General features: G+C 62.6%; 18 protein-coding genes. 4 read left to right on the top strand and 14 right to left on the bottom strand.

Going from position 1 to position 17,533, the window contains the following annotated elements:
- Window positions 1-459 precede the first annotated feature (459 nt).
- Window positions 460-870: a hypothetical protein gene (locus NPX02_RS03840; protein ID WP_260291926.1), complete on the bottom strand. Its 411-nt coding sequence runs from the start codon at window positions 868-870 to the stop codon at window positions 460-462.
- A gap of 161 nt (window positions 871-1,031) precedes the next feature.
- Here NPX02_RS03840 and NPX02_RS03835 point away from each other — a divergent pair, with 161 nt between their 5' ends.
- Window positions 1,032-1,370: a pentapeptide repeat-containing protein gene (locus tag NPX02_RS03835; protein ID WP_260291925.1), complete on the top strand. Its 339-nt coding sequence runs from the start codon at window positions 1,032-1,034 to the stop codon at window positions 1,368-1,370.
- Between the two features lie 396 nt (window positions 1,371-1,766).
- Here NPX02_RS03835 and tatC read toward each other — a convergent pair whose 3' ends face one another.
- The 10 genes from tatC to typA all read right to left on the bottom strand — a co-directional run bounded on the left by tatC (window position 1,767) and on the right by typA (window position 9,825).
- Window positions 1,767-2,939, bottom strand: a complete 1,173-nt coding sequence (tatC, locus tag NPX02_RS03830) for a twin-arginine translocase subunit TatC (RefSeq protein ID WP_260291923.1) — start codon at window positions 2,937-2,939, stop codon at window positions 1,767-1,769.
- A 15-nt stretch (window positions 2,940-2,954) separates the two neighbouring features.
- Entirely contained in the window at window positions 2,955-3,326 is a 372-nt protein-coding gene (tatB, locus tag NPX02_RS03825) for a Sec-independent protein translocase protein TatB (protein WP_260291919.1), read from the bottom strand.
- Between the two features lie 41 nt (window positions 3,327-3,367).
- Window positions 3,368-3,616, bottom strand: coding sequence for a Sec-independent protein translocase subunit TatA (tatA, locus tag NPX02_RS03820; protein ID WP_260291918.1), 249 nt, complete (start codon window positions 3,614-3,616; stop codon window positions 3,368-3,370).
- A 146-nt stretch (window positions 3,617-3,762) separates the two neighbouring features.
- Window positions 3,763-4,080, bottom strand: a complete 318-nt coding sequence (locus tag NPX02_RS03815) for a phosphoribosyl-ATP diphosphatase (RefSeq protein ID WP_260291917.1) — start codon at window positions 4,078-4,080, stop codon at window positions 3,763-3,765.
- Window positions 4,077-4,847: an imidazole glycerol phosphate synthase subunit HisF gene (hisF, locus tag NPX02_RS03810; RefSeq protein WP_260291916.1), complete on the bottom strand. Its 771-nt coding sequence runs from the start codon at window positions 4,845-4,847 to the stop codon at window positions 4,077-4,079. The genes NPX02_RS03815 and hisF overlap by 4 nt, the downstream gene beginning before the upstream one ends.
- A gap of 33 nt (window positions 4,848-4,880) precedes the next feature.
- Complete coding sequence (hisA, locus tag NPX02_RS03805) at window positions 4,881-5,618, bottom strand: 1-(5-phosphoribosyl)-5-[(5-phosphoribosylamino)methylideneamino]imidazole-4-carboxamide isomerase (RefSeq protein ID WP_260291914.1); 738 nt, start codon at window positions 5,616-5,618, stop codon at window positions 4,881-4,883.
- A 41-nt stretch (window positions 5,619-5,659) separates the two neighbouring features.
- Window positions 5,660-6,301, bottom strand: a complete 642-nt coding sequence (gene hisH, locus NPX02_RS03800; RefSeq protein ID WP_260291912.1) for an imidazole glycerol phosphate synthase subunit HisH — start codon at window positions 6,299-6,301, stop codon at window positions 5,660-5,662.
- 27 nt (window positions 6,302-6,328) lie between these two features.
- On the bottom strand, window positions 6,329-6,919 hold the full coding sequence (gene hisB / locus NPX02_RS03795; protein WP_260291908.1) for an imidazoleglycerol-phosphate dehydratase HisB: 591 nt from the start codon (window positions 6,917-6,919) through the stop codon (window positions 6,329-6,331).
- Between the two features lie 371 nt (window positions 6,920-7,290).
- A complete protein-coding gene (gene dtd, locus NPX02_RS03790) occupies window positions 7,291-7,728 on the bottom strand; it encodes a D-aminoacyl-tRNA deacylase (protein WP_260291906.1) in 438 nt (145 codons plus the stop codon).
- Between the two features lie 276 nt (window positions 7,729-8,004).
- Complete coding sequence (typA, locus tag NPX02_RS03785) at window positions 8,005-9,825, bottom strand: translational GTPase TypA (protein WP_260291905.1); 1,821 nt, start codon at window positions 9,823-9,825, stop codon at window positions 8,005-8,007.
- 509 nt (window positions 9,826-10,334) lie between these two features.
- Between typA and NPX02_RS03780 the strand changes: the two genes are divergently transcribed.
- Window positions 10,335-11,003, top strand: coding sequence for a TIGR04211 family SH3 domain-containing protein (locus tag NPX02_RS03780; RefSeq protein ID WP_260291900.1), 669 nt, complete (start codon window positions 10,335-10,337; stop codon window positions 11,001-11,003).
- A gap of 476 nt (window positions 11,004-11,479) precedes the next feature.
- Here NPX02_RS03780 and ilvD read toward each other — a convergent pair whose 3' ends face one another.
- Together ilvD and NPX02_RS03770 are read right to left on the bottom strand one after the other, a co-directional pair.
- Window positions 11,480-13,330 carry a dihydroxy-acid dehydratase gene (ilvD, locus tag NPX02_RS03775; RefSeq protein ID WP_260291897.1) on the bottom strand — a complete coding sequence of 617 codons (1,851 nt, stop codon included), beginning with the start codon at window positions 13,328-13,330 and terminating at the stop codon, window positions 11,480-11,482.
- A 346-nt stretch (window positions 13,331-13,676) separates the two neighbouring features.
- Window positions 13,677-14,759 (bottom strand): PQQ-dependent sugar dehydrogenase, encoded by a 1,083-nt coding sequence (locus NPX02_RS03770; protein WP_260291896.1) that lies wholly within the window; start codon window positions 14,757-14,759, stop codon window positions 13,677-13,679.
- A 104-nt stretch (window positions 14,760-14,863) separates the two neighbouring features.
- Here NPX02_RS03770 and NPX02_RS03765 point away from each other — a divergent pair, with 104 nt between their 5' ends.
- Window positions 14,864-15,442 carry a TetR/AcrR family transcriptional regulator gene (locus NPX02_RS03765; RefSeq protein WP_260291895.1) on the top strand — a complete coding sequence of 193 codons (579 nt, stop codon included), beginning with the start codon at window positions 14,864-14,866 and terminating at the stop codon, window positions 15,440-15,442.
- A 177-nt stretch (window positions 15,443-15,619) separates the two neighbouring features.
- Window positions 15,620-16,765 (top strand): acetylornithine deacetylase, encoded by a 1,146-nt coding sequence (argE, locus tag NPX02_RS03760; RefSeq protein WP_260291893.1) that lies wholly within the window; start codon window positions 15,620-15,622, stop codon window positions 16,763-16,765.
- A gap of 302 nt (window positions 16,766-17,067) precedes the next feature.
- On the opposite strand, the gene NPX02_RS03755 is transcribed toward argE, so the two are convergent.
- Window positions 17,068-17,508, bottom strand: coding sequence for a DUF192 domain-containing protein (locus NPX02_RS03755; RefSeq protein ID WP_260291891.1), 441 nt, complete (start codon window positions 17,506-17,508; stop codon window positions 17,068-17,070).
- Between the last annotated feature and the right edge of the window lie 25 nt (window positions 17,509-17,533).

Here is a 17,533-nt window from a genome sequence, read left to right as displayed (position 1 = left end):
TACTACTCACGGGGTGATTGGCTCGCCTTGCCGGACTCACACGATGGCTTGTCTCCTCGAATCCGGCCTCATTTTCAGCGCCTGCCCAAACTCGCTTCGCTCAAACAAGGGCAGGCTTGTCTCTGAAAAAGGGGCCGGATTCGAGGCGCCATCGAGATCGCCCAACAAGGCAAACCAATCACTTACAGGCTGGGTGAGTAGTTAACTGTAAAAAATAATGCTGGGGAGCATGTTTCCGGGTCGGTGTTTCCAGAGTGGTTTTTCTGCTCTCGCCAAGCACGCCAAGAGCGCAAAGACTGCAGGAAACGGAATTTAATCGAAGAAGCCTGTTTTCCTTGGCGTTCTTGGCGTCTTGGCGAGAGAAAATGCCGTCTCTTGGTACCCGCAAGCTCTGCGAACGGGCCCGCTGATTAATACAAGAACGCCGGCAGTACAGGAATGGCTGTCATCAGCGTTTCCTCAGGAAGTACCGTATTCACGCCGGAACTGGTCCTGGGCGTCCACATCGGGCCTGACCAATGCCACTTTGGTAATCTCGAGATCGTCGCGCCGCAGCTCATGTTCCGGCCGTAGTCCCTTGATGCGGCGTTTCCGGTCCATGAACTTGCGGGCGAACAACAACTTGCCATGCAGGTACTGCTGCTTGAAATGGGCAAGCAGCCAGCCCCCTGCCGCATCCGGCTCGACCGAGACCAGCCCGTGGTACTCCACCACGCCTTTCCCGTCGCGAAAGCGGAGCACGTCGCAACTGCCGATGGCCGACCGCGGAGTAAAGGGGAGGTGGAACTTCTTTTCCAGCAGCTGCTCGACCAGTCGCCTCAGTTCACGGTTGGTGGTAACGGGCGGGACCCGGGGTATGAAAATCTTCATTAAATCCACTTCCTGATTATGGTTTTTTGAAGTATGGATAATTTATACGAAAACGGTTCGCGGTAACAGGCCTCTCTACTATAATATTCACAGCTACCTGATCCGCTCCGGGACGACCCGCAAGTGGGCGTTCCGCAACAACAGACAGAATGAAAAACCTTATGGCCACACCCACCATCAAAGACGACCCGCTCTACCAGATGCTCCGTGATGGGCACGTCGAGCAGTTCAATCAGCATCACCAGTCCGGGACCCCCTGCGACCTGAGGGGGGCGGATCTGCGCGCCCTGGACCTGCGCAAGCTGGATGCGCGAAACCTCGACCTGGGGGACTGCTACCTGCGCCAGACGGATCTGCGCGGCCTGGACCTCTCCGAGACCAACCTCGACGGGGCCAGCATCAGCGGCGCCAAGATTTCCGGCACCCTGTTTCCCAGCCAGCTGTCGGCCGAGGAGATCACCCTCTCCCTGGTGCACGGTACGCGCATGCGCTACCGCTGAGCGGTACAGCTTTACCGGAGCCTTGTGGCGGGTAGGATGGGTGGAGGCGCGCGACGCCGTTGTTGGAAACGTCCACGGCGACCGGACGCGCGTAACCCATCTTTGGGCACAGGTGGTGCGTGTTGGGGGACATTAACGGTACGTCCGTGAACTGCTCTTCACCCAATGCTCGATGGGTTACGTCGTTCCTCCTCCACCCATCCTCGGATTACACGGGGATGCTCACGGGATGGGCAGTTGGCCCGTAGGAGCGGCGCCCCCGCCGCGATTCCCGATCGGCCCCGCTGCATATGGTGAGTGAAACGAAACGCAGCGGCCGCGGGTGAAGCGCGTCGCGTAGCCGGCACCTGGTACGGCTTGTTTACGGCATCGGGCGGGACAACAGAGGCGGCGAGCTCAGTAATCCTCGTCCAGCTGATTGAGGATGTTGCGGGCCACCTTGGCCTGTTCGGGACCGGCCTCACCCAGGATCTCGTACAGCAGTCCCCGGGCCTTGACCTGCTCATTCTGGTCACGAAACTCCTGTACCCGCCGCAGCTTCTCCTCGATCACCTCGTCGTACATTCCCTCATCGTCGGATTCACCCAGGTCGCCGCCCTCTTCCACGGCCTCGATGGCGTCCAGCTCGGCCTCCAGCTCGGCCTCGGTCAGCGGCTTGAAGCGCTCCGGGTCCAGCGTCGTGTCGTCCATCTCAAAGGCGGGGTCGGTGACAAACGCCGGCGCACCCGCCGTCGGCCCCGGCCGCTTCGGTACCGCGTCGGCAGCGCTATCCGCCTGGCTGTCGGTGTCCGCTTCATCCTGCGCTTCGACCTCGCGTTCACGCCGCTTCTTCTCGCGCAAGACCATGCGCGAGAAGAAGACGCCGATCTCGAACAGAATCCACATCGGCAAGGCCAGCAGGGTCTGGGAGATCACGTCAGGCGGGGTCAGCAGCATACCGACAGCGAAGGCGCCGACGATGATGTAGGGCCGCTTCTCGGTCAGACTATCCGGTGTGGTCATACCCATGGCGACCAGGATAATGGTGGCGATCGGCACCTCGAAGGCGATCCCGAAGGCAAAAAACAGGCTGAGGACAAAATCGAGATATTTGGCGATGTCGGTCGCCATCACCACGCCCTCGGGGGTGGTACTGGCCATGAAGGCGAACACCAGGGGGAAGACCACAAAATAGGCGAACAGCACCCCGATGTAGAACAGCAGCGCGCTGGAGGCTACCAGCGGGATCATCAGCCGCTTCTCGTGCTTGTACAGCCCCGGCGCGATAAAGGACCAGAGCTGGTAGAGAATGAACGGCATGCCGATAAAGATCGACGACATCAGGGTCAGCTTGAACGGGGTCAGGAAGGGCGAGGCCACCTCGGTGGCGATCATCGACGAGCCTGCCGGCAGGTGAGCCATGAGCGGCCCGGCCACCATCTGGTAGATGTCATTGGCGAAGTAGAACAGGGAGGCAAAGATGACCCCCACGACGATGACCGCCCGCAACAGCCGATCACGCAGCTCCAGCAGATGGGTTACAAAGGGTTGTTCTGTCAGGGCGTCCACCCCGTCATTCTCTGTGGTCATGGGGTTTCGTTGCGGCTATTTCGGGGTATCACCGGGACGCTCCTGGGGGGCGGGGCGGTCCTTTGCGGCATCTTCGCCGGCCGACGACTTTTCCAGCTCGCGGACCGACTTGTTGGCCTCCTGGGTAAAATCGCGCAGGGTTTCACTGGTCTCTTCGACGATCTCTTCCAGGGGATTGAGCTGTTTTTTCTGCTCCTCGAGGATCTCTTTCAGCTCTTCGGCCTTGATCTCCTTGTCGATCTCGCTTTTTACCTGCTGCAGCACCTTGCGGCCCTTGCCCATCCACTTGCCGGCGGTATAGGCAAGCTTCGGCAGCCGCTCCGGTCCGACCACCAGCAACGCCACCAGACCGATGATCGCCAACTCCCAGAAGCCGATATCAAACATAGTTCAAAAAACCTGGCATGCAGTCAACACGGGCCGGCAGATCAGGATTTCTTGGAGCTGGAGGGCTCTTCCTTGCTGGTCACCTCACCTTCAATAATCTTCTCTTCATCGGCCTGTTCCAGGCGAGCGCTGTCGTCACCCTTCTTTTCATCCTTCATGGCACCCTTGAAGCCCTTCACCGCGTTGCCCAGATCAGAACCGATGTTCTTGAGCCGTTTGGTTCCAAACAGCAGCAGCACAATTACCAGAACAATCAACAACTGCCAGATACTGATTCCGCCAAAACCCATACTCTTCTCCACTCAAAACAACGGCCCGGATTGAACTAAACTCAAAAGGCCTACGAAACTAACACCTGACTGGCGGACCGGAATCCACCAGAAGAGTTCGATAATAACTGAAAATAACCCAACACGCAGGGTTTTTAACAGCCCGGTTATTTCCCACGCCGGGCCTTCTCCTCCAGGCCAGAGAGGCCGAAGCGGCGATCCAGCTCATCCAGCACATCCTGGGGTTTCAACCCCTGGTGGGCCAGCAGGACCAGGCTGTGAAACCAGAGATCGGCAATCTCGTAGACCAGCTTTTCCGGTTCCCCGTCCTTGGCGGCCATCACCGTTTCGGTGGCCTCTTCGCCGATTTTTTTCAGGATGGCGTCCAGCCCCTTGTCGTAAAGCCGGGCCACATAGGAGGAATCGGGATCGGCCCCCTTGCGCGCCTCCAGCACCTCGGCCAGGCGTGCCAGCAGATCGCTCACAGCCGCACCTCCACGCCCTGCGCGGCCATGAAGCGCTTGGCCTCCTCGATACTGTATTCGGCGAAGTGGAAGATGCTGGCGGCCAGCACCGCATCGGCACCGCCCTGCACCACCCCGTCCACCAGGTGCTGCAGATTGCCCACCCCGCCAGAGGCGATCACCGGCACCGTCACCGCGTCGCTGATGGCCCGGGTCAGTTCCAGGTCGAAGCCGATCTTGGTGCCGTCCCGGTCCATGCTGGTGAGCAGGATCTCGCCGGCGCCGTACTCCACCATCTTGCGCGCCCACTTGATGGCGTCCAGCCCGGTCGGCTTGCGCCCGCCATGGGTGAAGATCTCCCACTTGGCCGGCTCGCCCTCGCCGCTGGTCCGTTTCGCGTCGATCGCCACCACGATGCACTGGGAGCCGAAACGGCTGGTGGCCTCGCGGACAAACTCCGGATTGAATACCGCCGCGGTGTTGATCGCCACCTTGTCGGCACCGGCATTGAGCATGCGCCGCACGTCCTCGCTGGTGCGGATGCCGCCACCCACGGTGAGCGGGATGAACACCTCGCCGGCCACCTGTTCCACCACGTGCACGATGGTCTCCCGGTCATCCGAGCTGGCGGTGATATCCAGGAAGGTGATCTCGTCGGCCCCCTCGCTGTTGTAGCGTCGCGCCACCTCCACCGGGTCGCCGGCGTCGCGGATATCGACAAACTTGACGCCCTTGACGACGCGTCCGGCGTCCACATCCAGGCAGGGTATGATTCTCTTGGCCAGCATGGTTTCTGATCTCTGGTTGGGGTCTCGCGGAATTCAGCCGCTCAGGCGATCGGCCAGGACCTGGCCGGCGGCGAAATCCAGGGTGCCCTCGTAAATGGCGCGGCCGGTAATGGCGCCCATGATATTGGCTGTATCCGCCTTGCAGAGCGCCTCGATATCGCCGATATCGGTGATGCCGCCGGAGGCGACGATGGGGATATCCACTGCATTGGCCAGGGCGGCGGTGGCCGCCACATTGGGTCCGCTGAGCATGCCGTCGCGACCAATGTCGGTGTAGACGATGGCGGAGACGCCGTCCTGCTCGAAACGGCGCGACAGTTCGGTCACCTCCTGGTCGGTCACGGTGGCCCAGCCGTCGATCGCCACCATCCCCTCCTTGGCGTCCAGGCCGACGATCACATGCCCCGGAAAGGCAGCGCAGGCACGACCGACGAAGGCCGGCTCCTTGACCGCCTGGGTGCCGATGATGACGAAGTTCACCCCGGCATCCAGGTAGGCCTGGATGGTGCGCTCGTCGCGGATGCCGCCACCCACCTGGATCGGCAGCGCGGGATAGGCCTGGGCGATGGCGCGGATCACGCCGCCGTTGACCGGCTCGCCGGCAAAGGCGCCGTTCAGGTCCACCAGATGCAGACGGCGGGCGCCTGCCGCCACCCAGCGCCCGGCCACCTCGACCGGATCATCGGAGAAGATGGTCTCATCCTCCATGCGGCCCTGGCGCAGCCGCACGCAGCGGCCATCCTTCAGATCAATCGCGGGTATCAGTAACACGTTCGGTACCTATATAAAGTCAATGGCGGGTTCGGGCGCCGTCAGGGCTGCCAGTTTACGAAGTTGCGCAACAACCGCAGGCCGGCGTCGGCACTCTTTTCCGGGTGGAACTGGGTGGCGAACAGGTTGTCCCGGGCGATCACGCTGGTGAACCGGATGCCGTAGTCGGTGGTGCCCGCCACCAGTTCCGGCTGTTCCGGGTCCACGTAGTAGCTGTGCACGAAATAGAACCGGGTCTGGTCCTCGATCCCCTCCCACAGCGGGTGGGGTCGGGTCTGGCTGACCCGGTTCCAGCCCATCTGGGGGATCTTCAGCCGCGCTCCCTGGGCATCCCGGGACTCGGGAAAATGTCTCACCTGCCCGGGAAACAGCCCCATCAGTTGGGTGCCCTGGTTCTCCTCGCTGAAGCTCATCAGCACCTGCATGCCCATACAGATGCCGAGAAACGGCTTGCTGCTGGCGGCCTCCAGCACGGCCCGGTTCAACTGGTGGTTGGAAATCGCGGCCATGCAGTCGCGGGCCGCGCCCTGCCCCGGAAACACCACCCGGTCGGCCTGCAGGATCAGCTCGGGATCGTCGGTCACATGGATTTGGTCATCCGCCGCCGCCACATGCTCGATCGCCTTGGAGACCGAGCGCAGGTTGCCCATGCCATAATCAATGACTGCAATGGTTTTCGACATAGCTTCAGACTGCCAGCGTGTAGGGGATTAAAGGCTGCCCTTGGTGGAGGGGATCACCCCCGCCATCCGCGGATCGGGTTCCAGCGCCATGCGCAGCGCCCGGCCGAACGCCTTGAACACGGTCTCGGCGATGTGGTGGCTGTTGCGGCCGCGCAAATTGTCCACGTGCAGGGTCACCCCGGCGTGATTGACGAAGCCCTGGAAGAACTCGTAGAACAAGTCGGTATCGAAGGCACCGATCATGGCGCGCGGAAAGGCCACGTCGAACTCCAGACCGGGGCGGCCGGAGAAATCGAGCACCACCCGGCTCAGCGCCTCGTCCAACGGCACATAGGCGTGACCGTAGCGACGGATCCCCTTCTTGTCGCCCACCGCCTGGGCCACCGCCTGACCGATGGTAATACCGATATCCTCGGCCGAGTGGTGTCCGTCGATGTGCAGATCACCCTGCGCGCTGACCTCAAGATCGATCAGGCCGTGCCGTGCCACCTGGTCCAGCATGTGCTCGAGAAACGGCATGCCGGTTTCCAGGCTCGATGCGCCCGTGCCGTCCAGGTTCAGCTTGACCCGGATGCGGGTCTCCAGGGTATTGCGTTCGATCTCAGCTTGACGCTGCATGGGTCGACTCCAGCGGGTTCAAATCGCGTCCGTGGTGGGACGGGGCGCCGGACCGGCAGTTTCCGGACACGGCGACCGGCCGCATCACCACGACCAATAGCGCATTCTATGGGAAATGGCTGGTTTGTCCAAGGATGGACTTAATGCCGCGAAGGCCAGGGATGGATGTAGGGGCAACCCCCCGTGGTTGCCCGCGCGCTCCGGGCATCTGCAATTCGGGCAGGCACGGGGGCCTGCCCCTACGACGACAATCAGGAGAGCCGGGAGCGGCAATATTTGAGATCCGGCCCACGCCTGCCACACCATGTAGGGTGCCGGTGAGCTTGCGAACCGCACCAACCGCACTCAGATCGATGCAGCGCAGCCCAATCTCACACCTGCAACCAGAAAGTGACCGGCCCGTCGTTGGTCAGGCTCACCTGCATGTCGGCACCGAACCGGCCGCAACCGACCGGGGCATGGGCGTCGGCCGCCCGCTGGCAGAGGTAGTCGAACAGACGGGCGCCTGTTTCCGGATCGGCGGCGGTGGAGAAACCGGGCCGGCTCCCCTTGCGGGTGTCGGCCGCCAGGGTGAATTGGGGCACCAGCAGGAGTCCGCCGCCGATATCCCGCAGGCTCCGGTTCATCCGCCCCTCGGCATCGGGAAACACCCGGTAACCGAGCAGCCGCTCCAGCAGCCGCTCCGCCTGTCGCTCGCCGTCCCGGGGCTCGACCCCCACCAGCACCAGCAGGCCGCGTTCTATCCGCGCGACCGATCGGCCGGCGATCTCCACCTGGGCTGAAGTGACGCGTTGTAGCAGACCGATCAAGGCTCCCCCCTTCGAACTTCGCACTTCCATACCCGTGCTTCAGATTTATCCTACGTAGCCCCGGGATTCAGCGCACAACGAAATCCCGGTGACGGTGGCAATCTATAGCTGTCGCCAAAACAACGGACTGCCACCGGATCGGCAACACACTTCACGGACGATTCCATGGACTGGAACCCTTTGCCAACCAAGCCCGGCGACATGCCCCGACAGCAGGGAATGCTGCCGGGGTTTTTTATGGGCGCTATCCCCGATTGGGCCCGCGCCATCTCAAACTCAGTCCGAACTGGTCACCCGTGAGGCCCGCTTACGCTCGTGCTCCTTCAGATGACGCTTGCGGATGCGGATCGCGCTCGGCGTCACCTCCACCAGCTCATCATCCTCAATAAACTCCAGTGCCTGCTCCAGGGAGAAGCGGACCGGCGGGGTAAGAATGATGTTCTCATCGTTACCGGCGGCGCGGATATTGTTCAGCTGCTTGCCCTTCAGCGGGTTCACCGTCAGGTCATTGGCCCGGGAGTGGATACCGATCACCTGCCCTTCGTAGACCGCCATGCCATGTTCGATGAACAGGCGTCCCCGCTCCTGCAGATTGTACAGGGCATAGCCCAGCGCCTTGCCGGTGGAGTTGGCGACCAGCACGCCGTTGTTGCGCGGCGCAATGCCGCCGTGCTGGGCCGGACCGTAATGGTCAAATACATGGTAGATCAGCCCGGAGCCGGAGGTGAGGGTCATGAATTCGGTCTGGAAACCGATCAGCCCGCGCGACGGGATGATGTAATCCAGACGCACCCGTCCCTTGCCGTCCGGCACCATGTCCTGCAGATCGCCCTTGCGGCTGCCCAGGGCCTCCATGATGCCGCCCTGGTCGTCTTCTTCGACATCCACGGTGAGCTGTTCGTAGGGCTCGCACACCTCGCCGTCCACCTCGCGGAAGATCACCTCGGGACGCGAGACGGCCAGCTCATAACCCTCGCGGCGCATGGTCTCCAGCAGGATCGAGAGGTGCAGTTCGCCACGCCCGGATACGCGGAATTTTTCCGGGTCGGTACCCTCTTCCACCCGCAGCGCCACGTTGTGGATCAGCTCCCGCTCCAGCCGCTCCTTCAACTGGCGGGAGGTCAGGTACTTGCCCTCCTTGCCGGAGAACGGCGAGGTGTTGACCTGGAAGGTCATGCTCACCGTCGGTTCGTCCACGGTCAACGGAGGCATGATTTCGGCATGTTCCGGATCGCACAGGGTATCGGAGACATTGGGCGCGGCGATACCCGACAGGGCGACGATGTCGCCGGCCGAGGCACTCTCCACCTCCACCCGATCCAGGCCCAGGAAGCCGAACACCTTGCCGATCTTCTCCCGGCGCTGGTCGCCGTCCCGGGTGATCAGGGTGATCGGCATGTTGCGCCGTACCGTGCCGCGGGTGATGCGGCCCACCGCGATGGCCCCAACATAGCTGTTGTAGGCCAGGGTCGAGACCTGCATCTGGAACGGGCTGTCAGGATCCACGTCCGGGGCACTGCAGTTTTTGACAATGGCCTCGAACAACGGGGTCATATCCCCTTCACGCGCGTCACTGCGTTCACTGGCATAGCCATTGATGGCGGAGGCGTAGATAATGGGGAAGTCGAGCTGCTCGTCGGTGGCGCCGAGGCGATCGAACAGCTCGAAGGTCTGATCGATCACCCAGTCAGGACGCGCCCCTTCGCGGTCGATCTTGTTCACCACCACGATCGGTTTCAGGCCGTGCTGGAACGCCTTCTGGGTGACGAAGCGGGTCTGCGGCATCGGCCCCTCCACCGCATCCACCAGCAGCAGCACCGAATCCACCATGGAGAGCACCCGCTCCACCTCGCCACCGAAATCGGCGTGGCCCGGGGTGTCGACGATGTTGATCCGGTAATCATTCCAGGTGATCGAGGTGTTCTTGGAGAGGATGGTGATGCCCCGCTCCTTCTCCAGATCATTGGAATCCATCAGCCGTTCCAGTGGTCCGAAGCGATCGCCGAGTGTGCCGGACTGCTGCAGCAGCTTGTCGACCAGGGTGGTTTTGCCATGATCGACGTGGGCGATAATGGCGATATTACGTAACTGTTTCATGTCCGGACCGCGATTCAAGGTAGATTAAAGGCGGCGCATTATATACAACTTCAGGATGGCTGGCTCATCTATCCTCTGTATGAGGTCATATTTCTGGGCTTCACACGCAGAGTCAGTAGGTTAGGTACACTTCGTAATGAAGAACATGCAACAAAAGTGACATCCGTTTGTCACAGAAGCTGTTTACCGGTTATTCACAGAACCTGTGGATAACTTTGTGGACAAATTCTGGGTAACCGGCCTGAGGCCGCAAGAACAGTGAATTTGGGTTAAATTGATAATTTTTCATACAGTTAGTTATTTTCTTTATAATCAATGCGTTATAAAAAATGAAGAAAAGTTGGCGCGGCTGTTGACTCTATATTCCAACTGCGTTAGGAAGAGACAAATCGATGTGCATAACAGACGCCAACAGGCCCGGAGTACGAGGGATTTGTGATCTCCGGCTTGGACAGGCGGCAACCTATCTGAAAGAATGCGCGAAAATTTCCACCCACTCAGAGGCGAGCGTGAAAAAATACCTGATTCCCCTGGCACTGCTGACGGCGATGTCCGGCCTGCATGCCGAGTCCCGTTACGTCACCGACCAGTTCAAGATCACCCTGCGTTCCGGGGAAAGCACATCACACAAGATTATCCGCATGCTCCCCAGCGGTGATCAGGTCGAATTAGTCAACTCCAATGACGAAAACGGCTATTCCCAGATAAGGACCCGTGATGGCACCACCGGCTATGTTCTCACCCGGCAGCTGATGGCGATCCCGAGTGCCCGGGACCGCCTGGTGTCGGCGGAAGCCAAACTGGCCGAACTGCAGGAGGCGCCGGGACTGTTGAGCGCCAGGTTGAGCAAACTGCAGGACGAATACCAGGCCCTCACCGGCCAGCACGACAAGCTGCAGCAGGAGAAACAGACCCTGGACGACGAGCTGCAATCGATCAAGCGCACCGCCGCCAACGCGGTGCGCATCGCCGACGAGCGCAACGAGCTGCGCAAACAGGTCGCCACCCTGACCCGGGAAGCCGAGGAGCTGAAGCAGAGCAATCGCGAACTGGGCAACGACAGCGCCCAGCGCTGGTTCCTGATCGGCGGCGGCGTGGTGGTCGGCGGCATCATCCTGGGACTGATCCTGCCGAGCCTGCGGGTACGCCGGCGCAAGAGCTCCTGGGGTTCGCTGTAAGGTACGGTGTTCAAGAATCAGGTGTCGGAGTCAGGCCGCCCAAGTTTTCAAAAAGGACAACAGCACACTACGGCCTGACTCCGACACCTTGCTTTCGTGGGCGGCGTTCTATTGGGAAAAGGGCAGGCACGGGGGCCTGCCCCTACAACGGTTTCAAAAGGTAGGCCATAGGGCGGGGCCTGTAACCCACGTCCCCGGTCCGCGCACCCTGCCCGCCGCTATTTCTCGGTCAGGGTTCACGGCGCCCACGGGGCGCCCTATACAAGACGGCGCACTGGCCGCTCATCGTTCCTCCCGCCGGGACCACGCTCCCGGATACCGTAGGGTGCCGGTGAGCCTGCGAACCGCACCGTTGACGGAACTCATGCGATGCGGTTCGTTTCACTCACCGCATCCTACGAACCTGTCCCGTGCCGGAGATCTCCGAGAACCAACCAATCGGGCCTTGCCCGCCTCAACCTCGGAGTGCAACAAGCTCAGCGCTTCAACTGGCTGACATCGCGCACCGCCCCGCGGGCGGCACTGGTGGTCAGGGCGGCATAGGCCTGTAGCGCCTGGGAGACCACCCGTTCACGGTTGACCGGCTGCCAGGCCTGCACCCCCTTTGCGTCCATCGCCACGCGCCGTGTTGCCAACTCCGCTTCCGGGACCGCCAGCTGGATGGTGCGGCCGGGGATATCGATCTCGATCCGGTCGCCCTCCTCCACCAGGCCGATAGTACCGCCCTCGGCCGCCTCCGGTGAACAGTGGCCGATGGAGAGCCCCGAGGTGCCACCAGAGAAGCGGCCGTCGGTGATCAGGGCACACGCCTTGCCCAACCCCTTGGATTTAAGGTAGCTGGTGGGATAGAGCATCTCCTGCATGCCGGGGCCGCCCTTGGGCCCCTCGTAGCGGATCAGCACCACATCGCCGGCCTGGATCCGGTCGTGGAGGATGGCATCCACCGCCGCCTCCTGGCTCTCGAAGATACGCGCCGGACCGCTGAACTGGAGGATCGACTCGTCCACCCCGGCGGTCTTGACGATACAGCCGGCCTCAGCCAGGTTGCCGTAGAGCACCGCCAGTCCACCGTCCCGACTGTAGGCGTGTTCGATGTCGCGGATACAGCCGCCCGCCCGGTCCAGGTCCAGATCGGGCCAGCGGGTCTCCTGACTGAAGGCGGTCTGGGTGGGAATCCCCGCCGGACCGGCCAGGTAGCGGCTGCAGGCGGTCTCGTCGCTGCTGCGGCCGATATCCCACTTTTCGATCGCCTGCCCCAGGGTACCGCTGTGCACGCTGCCGGCATCCGCATGGATCAGGCTTCCCTTCTCCAGCTCGCCCAGGATGCTGATCACACCCCCGGCGCGATGTACATCCTCCATGTGGTAGAGCGGGGTGGAGGGGGCCACCTTGCACAGGTGCGGCACCAGGCGCGACAGCCGGTCGATGTCGGCCATGGTGAAATCCACGCCGGCCTCGTGGGCCGCCGCCAGCAGGTGCAATACCGTGTTGGTGGAGCCGCCCATGGCGATATCCAGGCACATGGCGTTCTCGAACGCCGCGAAGTTGGCGATGGCGCGGGGCAGCACCGCCGCCTCGTCCTGCTCGTAATAGCGGCGGGCGATATCCACCACCAGGCGGCCCGCCTCCAGGAACAGTTCGCGGCGGTCGGCGTGGGTGGCCAGCAGCGAGCCGTTGCCCGGCAGGCTCAGCCCCAGCGCCTCGGTCAGGCAGTTCATGGAGTTGGCGGTGAACATGCCGGAGCAGGAGCCGCAGGTGGGACAGGCGGAGCGCTCGATGGCATCCACGTCCTCGTCCGACTCCTTGTCATCCACCGCCATCACCATGGCGTCCACCAGGTCCAGCTTAATCTCCTTGCCATGCAGCCGGGTCTTGCCCGACTCCATGGGTCCGCCAGAGACAAATACCGCCGGGATATTGAGGCGCAGGGCGGCCATCAGCATCCCCGGGGTGATCTTGTCACAGTTGGAGATACAGACCATCGCATCGGCGCAGTGGGCGTTGACCATGTACTCCACCGAGTCGGCGATGATCTCCCGCGAGGGCAGCGAATAGAGCATGCCGCCGTGGCCCATGGCGATGCCGTCATCCACGGCGATGGTGTTGAACTCCTTGGCCACGCCGCCGGCCTTTTCGATCTCGCGGGCCACCAGTTGGCCCATGTCCTTGAGGTGGACATGCCCCGGCACGAACTGGGTGAAGGAGTTGACCACGGCGATGATCGGCTTGTCGAAATCCCCGTCGGTCATGCCGGTGGCGCGCCACAGGGCGCGGGCGCCGGCCATGTTGCGGCCATGAGTGGTGGTACGGGAACGGTATTGGGGCATGTGCTTCTCCAGCTTCGGTAGAATCGGTAAACAATAGGTAACTACTCACGAGGTGATTGGCCTGCCTTGCCGGCCTCACACGATGGCTTGTTTCCTCGAATCCGGTCCCTTTTTCAGCGCCTGCCCAAGCCGCTCCCGGCCATCCATGGCCTCCGCGGCATAAGTCCATCCGTGGACAAAACTCGCTTCGCTCAAACAAGGGCAGGCTTGAATCTGAAAAAGGGACCGGATTCGAGGCGCCATCAAGATCGGCCAACAAGGCAGGCCAATCGCTTGCAGACCGGGTGAGTAGTTACAATAATAGATCGATTATCCACCATTTGGCCCTTTCCGGCACCCCTCAGGACTAAGGGTTATAGGATATCCGGTAAACCACCCCGGCATGGTCGTCCGACACCAGCAGCGAACCGTCCGACAGCACCAGCAGGTCCACCGGGCGGCCGCTCGCCCCGGCGGCACCCAGCCAGCCCTCGGCAAAGGGGGAGTAGGAGACCACCCGCCCCTCCTCGATGCGTGCCAGGCCGAGGCGGTAGCCCACCGGTTCGCTGCGGTTCCAGGAGCCGTGTTCGGCGATGAACAGCTGCCCCCGATACTCCGGTGGGAACTGCGATCCGGTGTAGAAGCGCACCCCCAGCGCAGCCACGTGGGCCCCCAGCCTGAGCGCCGGCGGGGTGAACTCCGCGCAGTCGCGGGCGCGACCGTACAGCGGATCGGGGAGATCGCCGCCATGACAATAGGGATAGCCGAAGTGCAGCCCCGACTGCGGCGCCCGGTTCAGCTCATCCGGTGGCCGGTCGTCGCCCAACCAGTCGCGGCCGTTGTCGCTGAACCAGAGGACACCGGTTTCCGGCTGCCAGTCGAAGCCGACCGAATTGCGCACCCCGGCGGCCATCACCTCGCGCTCGCTGCCGTCCGCGCGCATGCGCAGGATGGTGGCGAAGCCCGGCTCGTCGCAGATGTTGCAGGGGGCGCCGATGGCCACGTAAAGCCGGCCGTCGGGGCCGAATGCCAGGTAGCGCCAGCCGTGGTGGGTCTCGGTGGGCAGACGCGCCAGCAGCACCGGCTCGGGGGGTGATTGCAGGCGCTGTTCTATGCCGTCGTAACGCACGATGCGGTGGTTCTCCGCCACGTAGAGCGCCCCCTCGTGGATGGCGATGCCGTTGGGCATGCGCAGCCCGTCGAGCAGCACCCGTGGCGGATCGAACCGGCCGTCACCGTTCGCGTCGGTTACCGCATAGACCCGCCCGGCACGGCGGGTGGCAATGAACAGGGTGCCCCGTTCCCCCAGCGCCAGGGAGCGGGCATCCGCCACGTCGGCGACCGCCACCTCGATCCGGAACCCGTCCGGCATGCGGATCGCTCCCAACTCCAGCGCCGCCAGAGCGCCACCCCACAGCAGCAGCATCAACCCCAAAGCCATCCGTCGCATAAGCCGCTCCCGTCGTCAGCAATAATTAATTAGCATAGTCGATTCCCTTTCCGGCAAAAATTTAGGACTATAATCCAAACCACGATTGGAGCACGGTCCCCACTATGGCAACCAAAAGCGAACGCACCCAGCAACGCATCATCGATGCGGCCAACCAGCTGTTCTACCGCAAGGGCTACAACCGCACCTCCTTCACCGACGTGGTGGATGAGGCGGAGGTGCCGCGGGGAAATATCTACTACTATTTCAAGACCAAGGAAGAGATGCTGAAAGCGGTGATCAAGCACCGCATGGAGACCACCACCCTGATGCTGTCGGAGTGGGAGAAGAGCATCAAGACCCCGCTCGACCGGCTGGAGCGGTTCGTGCAGATCATGTACGACAGCACCCCGGCGCTGCTCCGTTCCGGCTGCCCGATGGGCTCGCTGAACGTGGAGCTGGCCAAGGATCAGCCGGAGCTGAAGAGCGACGCCAAGCAGTTGTTCGACCTGTTCCAGCAGTGGCTGGCGAAACAGTTCACCCAGATGGGCTATCCGGAAGAGGCGCGGGAACTCTCCCTGGAACTGCTGGCCCGGGGCCAGGGGATCATCGTCATCGCCCAGGTCTATCAGGACCCGGGATTTCTCGAACGCGGCACCAAGGAGATCAACCGCTGGCTGGAAAACCTCGACCGCTATGCCTGAAGCTTGTGAAAGCGCCTGATTCTCCAAGGAGTTGGAGTCAAATGGGTTTAGGCCCCGCCGGCTCGGACCCGGCATCCAGTGCCATTTGACTCCGACCCCTGTACGAAATTCGAGTGCGCATATCCACCCCGCTCCGGCATCCCGCACATCCATTAGCAGACCCGATTAAGAGAACCTATGTCCACACCCGCCCTGATCCCGATGATCCAACAACTGATCGCCGCCCCCTCGGTGAGCAGTATCAGCCCGCAGTGGGACCAGTCCAACGAACAGGTGATCCAGCATCTGGCCGACTGGTGCCGCGCCGCCGGATTCCGCGTGAAGGTACTGCCGATCCCGGGCCAGACCAACAAGTTCAACCTGGTGGCCGGCGCCGGCACGGGACCGGGCGGGCTGGTGCTCTCCGGCCATACCGACACGGTCCCCTACGACGAGCAGCGCTGGCAGAGCGACCCGTTCCGGCTGGAGGAGCGGGACAATAGGCTCTACGGCCTCGGCACCTCGGACATGAAGGCATTCTTCGCCCTGGTGCTGGAGGCGGTACGGGAAATAGACCTGAACCGGCTGAAGCACCCCCTCACCCTGCTCGCCACGGCCGATGAGGAGAGCAACATGTGCGGCGCCCAGGCGCTGCTGGATACCCACCGCCGGCTCGGTCGCTACGCGGTGATCGGCGAGCCCACCGGACTCCGCCCGGTGCGCATGCACAAGGGGATCGGCATGGAGGTGATCCGCCTGCACGGACGCTCCGGCCACTCCAGCAACCCGGCCCTGGGGGTGAGCGCGCTGGAGGGGATGTATCGGGTGATCGGCGCCATCCTGGCCTGGCGCGATGAGCTGCAGGCGCGGCATAAAAACCCGCTGTTCGAGGTGGAGGTGCCGACCCTCAACCTGGGGCACATCCACGGCGGCGACAATCCCAACCGCATCTGCGCCAGTTGCGAACTGCAGATCGACCTGCGGCCGCTGCCGGGCATGGTGCTGGAGGATTTGCACGACGAACTGGTGCGGCGGCTGGAGCGGTTGATGGAGGGCAGCGGCCTGCGCCTGGAGATCATCACCCCGTTTCCCGGCATCCCGTCGCTGGAGACCGCCGCCGACAGCGAGATCGTGCGCACCGCCGAACGACTCACCGGCCACACCGCCGGTTCGGTCGCCTTCGGCACCGAGGGCCCCTATCTGCAGCAGCTCGGCATGGAGACCCTGATCCTGGGGCCGGGCGATATCGACCAGGCGCACCAGCCGAACGAGTTTCTTGGCCTGGAACGCATCCAGCCGATGGTCAACCTGCTGCAGGGGCTGATCCGCCACTTCTGTCTTTGATGCCAGCGCTCGGAGTTCAGTTTCAGGCACCAGGCGGACCAATCACCCCGTGAGTGATTGGCTTCAACATTGACATTCAACTCGTAGGATGCGGTGAGTAAGACGAACCGCATCAGGGCGCTTGCGCCGTTTCCAGCGACGGTTGGTGCGGTTCGCAAGCTCACCGGCACCCTACGTCCGAAAAGTGGCATCGCCTGATCTCGGTGTCTCTCTGGCGTGGATAGGGGCAGGCGGTTTCGTCGGGCACGAAAATTCTGCCACCCCACCAGCTGTATGCTGCGATGCGTCTGGCTGGCCGCCGCTCACTCGCCGGTCATGGCATAGGGCAGCTTGAGGTGCGCCCCCGGGGCCAGGGCGTAGCGGGCGAACCAGCCGCGGTTCATCTCCAGGGCGTAGAGGGTCCGGGGCGGCGAGTGGTAGAGCTGTTTGCCCCCGTCCGGCTGCATGCTCACCACCGCGCGCAGCACCCCCTGATCATCAAAAAAGCCCACATCCAGGGGTATCCGGGTATTGAGCATCCACAGGCTCACCTCCCGGGGTTCGGGGAAGATCATCAGCAGCCCCTCGTCCTTGCCCATGGATTCGCGATACATCAGGCCACGTTGACGTGCTTTGGGGGAGGCCGCCACCTCGACCCGGGCGTTGATGTTGTCCACCAGCAGCGACACTTGGCGGGACTCCAGGCAGCCCGTCAGCAGGAGGGTGAATAGCAGCAGCGTGGTATGTCGCAGGGTCGGTTTCAATTCAGCAGCTTCGTTTTCAATGGTC

Source organism: Sedimenticola hydrogenitrophicus (assembly GCF_025175675.1).
Taxonomy (GTDB): Bacteria; Pseudomonadota; Gammaproteobacteria; order Chromatiales; family Chromatiaceae; genus Sedimenticola; species Sedimenticola hydrogenitrophicus.
This window is presented reverse-complemented; position numbering and strand designations above follow the sequence as displayed.